This is a genomic window from Streptomyces fuscigenes, assembly GCF_021556455.1.
In the GTDB taxonomy this organism is placed as follows: Bacteria; Actinomycetota; Actinomycetes; order Streptomycetales; family Streptomycetaceae; genus Streptomyces; species Streptomyces fuscigenes.
Genome location: NZ_JAKGCV010000492.1, coordinates 1 through 3,842 on the forward strand (window position 1 = coordinate 1; position 3,842 = coordinate 3,842).

Below are 3,842 nucleotides of genomic sequence, written 5' to 3' on the forward strand. Positions count from 1 at the left end.
GTTCGCCGCCGCGCCGAACCTGCCGGTGCGCGGCGGGGGCCGCCGGGCCTCGCGCGTGCGCCCGTACTCGCTCACCGGGGGCCGGACCCGGGCGGAACACGTCCTCCAGGTCGAGACGTTCGTCGCGGCCCTGGAGGCTCCGGAGGAACGCCGCGAGCTGCCGCGCCGGGGCTCGTCGCGGGTCATGCCGGAAATGCGCGCGATCGTCGAACTGTGCCGCCGCATGCGGACGGTCGCGGAGGTGGCCGCGCTGCTGAAGATGCCGCTCGGCGTGGTGAGGGTGCTCCTGAGCGACCTCGCAGACCAGGGAAAGATCAGGGTGTACGGGACCGGTCACGGCACCGAACAGCCGGACCATGCACTGCTGGAAAGGGTATTGAGTGGACTCCGCCGTCTCTGACGACACCGCAGTCGCCGAGGACAAGGCCGCCGCCGGCAAGGGCGCCGCCGGGACCGCGGCCGCCGCCGGGACCGGGGCCGCCGCCGCGACCGGGACCGCCGCCGCGACCGGGACCGCAACCGCCGGCGAGAGAGCCGCGGCCGCGACGGACGCCGGGTCCGGTACGGGCACCGCTCCCGCCGAAGACGCGTCCGTCGAGGTCATGGCCGTCTCCGAGCCGGAGGAGAGCCTGAAGGCGTGGCAGCTCGATCGCAGCCGCGCTCCGGTCGCGACGAAGATAGTGATCGCGGGCGGCTTCGGCGTGGGCAAGACGACGTTCGTGGGCTCGGTCTCCGAGATCCCGCCGCTGCGCACCGAGTCGCTGATGACGGCGGCGAGCGCGGCCACGGACGACCTCACGGCCGTCCCGAACAAGGTCACCACGACCGTCGCGATGGACTACGGCCGCATCACCCTCGACAACGACCTCGTGCTGTACCTCTTCGGCACGCCGGGGCAGCAGCGGTTCTGGTTCATGTGGGACGACATCGTGCGCGGCGCGATCGGCGCGGTCGTCCTCGTGGACACGCGCCGGATCGACGACTGCTTCCCGGCGCTCGACTATTTCGAGACCTGCGGTCTGCCCTATATCGTCGCCGTGAACCACTTCGAGGGCGCGGAGGCGTTCGACCCGTCGGCCGTCAGGAACGCGCTGTCCGTGGCGGACACCGTGCCCCTGCTGGTCATGGACGCGCGCCAGCGGGTCTCGGCGGTCGAGTCGCTCATGGCGCTCGTCCGGCACGCGCTCGTGTCGGGCGGGGAGTAGCCGGGCGGCCGGCCCCGGAGCCCCGGTTACGGAGCACGGAGCACGGAGCACCGCCCACGCAGGACGGCAGGTCGCGTCAGGCCGGGGCGTGCCGCGGGACGTCCGGCGGGGAGCGGCGCGGCAAGCGTGCCTCCCGCCCGGTACGTCGCCCGTGCGCGGGCCCGGCGAAGGGTGCCGTGAGGCGGTAGGGTCCCCGGCGCGCGGCCGCGCCCCCGGACGGGCCCGGGAGCAGGCGGATCGCCGAGGGGCCGGAGGGCCGGGCAGTCGGAGGCTCGAAGGGCCTGCGGAGCCGAAGGGCCTGCGGGACCCGAGGACTTGCGGGACCCGAGGACTTGCGGGACCCGAGGACTTGCGGGGCAGAAGGACCGAAGGGCAGAAGGACCGTGGGGGAGGGGCCCTTACATGCGCAACGTGCTCGTCGTCGGTGCCGGCCAGTCGGGGCTGCACCTCGCCCTGGGCCTCCAGGCGCACGGATACGCGGTCACCCTCATGTCCAACAGGACGCCCGACGAGGTCAGGAACGGCCGGGTGATGTCGACCCAGGTCATGTTCCACACGGCGCTCCAGCACGAGCGCGACCTCGGCCTCGGGTTCTGGGAGTCCCAGACGCCCTCGCTGGAGGGGCTCGGCGTCTCGGTCGCCGCGCCCGACCACAGCCGGGCCGTCGACTGGCTCGGGAGGCTGGAGCACCCCGCCCAGTCCGTCGACCAGCGCATCAAGATGGCCGGCTGGATGGAGACGTTCGCGCAGCGCGGCGGACAGCTGGTGATACACGGATGCGCCGTCTCCGACCTGGACTACTTCTCCGGCAGCTACGACCTCGTCCTCGTCTCCGCGGGCAAGGGCGAGCTGGTCTCGATGTTCGAACGCGACCCGGGGCGCTCGGAGTTCGACGCCCCGCAGCGCGCCCTGGCCGTCTCGTACGTGCACGGCCTCGCGCCGCGCCCCGAGCACCCCGACGTGGACGCCGTGCGCTGCAACCTCGTGCCCGGCGTCGGCGAGCTGTTCGTCATCCCGGCGCTCACCGTCGGCGGGCGCGCCGACATCCTGTTCTGGGAGGGGCTGCCCGGCGGTCCGGTCGACGCGTTCCGCGGGGTCACCGACCCGGGTGCGCACCTCGCGCTGACGCTGCGGCTCATGGAGGAGTTCACGCCCTGGGAGTACGCGCGGGCCACGAACGTCGAACTGACCGACGCCGGCGGCGTGCTCGCGGGCCGCTTCACGCCGACCGTGCGGCGGCCGGTGGCGGCCCTGCCGGGCGGCGGTCGGGCCCTCGGCGTCGCCGACGTCGTCGTCGCCAACGACCCGGTGACCGGCCAGGGCTCCAACTCGGCGGCCAAGTGCGCGGCCGTCTACCTCGACGCGATCCTCGCCCGCGGCGGCGAGCCGTTCGACGAGGCGTGGATGCGCGCCACCTTCGAGACGTACTGGCGGCAGGCGAGCCACGCCACGAAATGGACGAACGCGCTGCTCGGGCCGCCTCCCGAGCACGTCGTCAGACTGCTCGGCGCGGCGGAGCGACTGCCCGCGGCGGCCGACCGGTTCGCGAACGGCTTCGACGACCCCTCGGACTTCGAGGACTACTTCTACGACCCGGCCGCGACGGACGCCTACCTGAAGCGGGCCGCGGCCGCGAGGACGGCGGACGGCCCGGGCCCGGCCGGGCCTCGGAGCCCGGTGCCGGCGCAGGACCCGGCCCCGGCGGACGGCCCGGGACGGCGGCTGCCGGGGAGCGCCTGACGGCTTCGGGCGGGCGCCCGGCCGTCACTTCACCTGCAAGGACAGGTCGCTGCCGGTGTCCGGCCCGTCCTCGGCGCCCGGCGGCAGCGTCGGCGGGTGGTACGCGCCCGGGCCGAGCACCGCGCCGGACGCGTCCGGCCGGACCGCTCCGAGCAGCGGGTTCGCGGCGATCGGCGACACCTTGACGAGAGCGCCGGGACGCGGCGCGTGCACGACCTTGCCGTCGCCGAGGTAGATCGCCACGTGCGTGGCCTTCGGGAAGTAGACGACGAGGTCGCCGGGGCGCAGCCGGTCGAGGGGCACGTGCGGCAGCGTGCGCCACTGCTCCTCGCTCGTGCGCGGCAGCGGCACCCCGGCGTGGGCCCAGGCCCCCGACGTCAGGCCCGAGCAGTCGTACGCGGCAGGCCCCGTCCCGCCCCAGGCGTACGGCTTGCCGATCTGGCGCACGGCGTAGCGCAGCGCCGCGGCCCCGGCCGCGGTCGGCGAAGCGGGCCGTGCCGCCTGCCCCTGCGGACCGAGCGCGCCCGAATCCAGCAGGTCCTGCTGCGCCTTGTCGGTGCCGCTGCGGTCGAGCGCGGCGAGCTGGGCCAGCCGCTCGGGGCTCAGCGCGGCGAGCAGGGACTCGACCTGCCGCAGCTTCGACTCGGCGGTGTCGCGCTGCTGCTTCGTGCGGGCCGCGAGCTGCTGCTGCCTGGCCAGCGCGTCGCCGGAGGCGTCGGCCGCCGCGTCGGCCCGCTGCTTGCCCGCCGCGAGCCGGCTCTCCGCGGCGAGGGTGCCGCGGGCGGCGAGGGCGAGCATGTGCTGCTGCTCGACGGCGTGCCCGGGATCGCGGGACAGCAGGAGCTGGAGGTAGCCGGAGAGCTCGGGGCTGCCGCGGTACTGGGCGCGCGCGATGGC

The 3,842-nt window shown here is 75.0% G+C and carries 4 protein-coding genes; 3 read left to right on the plus strand and 1 reads right to left on the minus strand.

Going from position 1 to position 3,842, the window contains the following annotated elements:
* Positions 1-19 precede the first annotated feature (19 nt).
* The 3 genes from L1885_RS25135 (at position 20) to L1885_RS25145 (ending at position 2,945) form a co-directional block, all read left to right on the plus strand.
* Positions 20-400, plus strand: a complete 381-nt coding sequence (locus tag L1885_RS25135) for a DUF742 domain-containing protein (protein WP_235799463.1) — start codon at positions 20-22, stop codon at positions 398-400.
* 202 nt (positions 401-602) lie between these two features.
* On the plus strand, positions 603-1,205 hold the full coding sequence (locus L1885_RS25140; protein WP_235799464.1) for a GTP-binding protein: 603 nt from the start codon (positions 603-605) through the stop codon (positions 1,203-1,205).
* 402 nt (positions 1,206-1,607) lie between these two features.
* Positions 1,608-2,945 (plus strand): styrene monooxygenase/indole monooxygenase family protein, encoded by a 1,338-nt coding sequence (locus tag L1885_RS25145; protein ID WP_235799461.1) that lies wholly within the window; start codon positions 1,608-1,610, stop codon positions 2,943-2,945.
* Between the two features lie 24 nt (positions 2,946-2,969).
* Here L1885_RS25145 and L1885_RS25150 read toward each other — a convergent pair.
* On the minus strand, positions 2,970-3,842 hold an 873-nt coding region (locus L1885_RS25150; RefSeq protein ID WP_235799462.1), incomplete at its 5' end, for a C40 family peptidase.

Bases quoted from the DNA above. Each gene is read 5' to 3' on its own strand.
- L1885_RS25145 (WP_235799461.1), top strand. From the start codon at position 1,608: ATGCGCAACGTGCTCGTCGTCGGTGCCGGCCAGTCGGGGCTGCACCTC.
- L1885_RS25140 (WP_235799464.1), top strand. From the start codon at position 603: ATGGCCGTCTCCGAGCCGGAGGAGAGCCTGAAGGCGTGGCAGCTCGAT.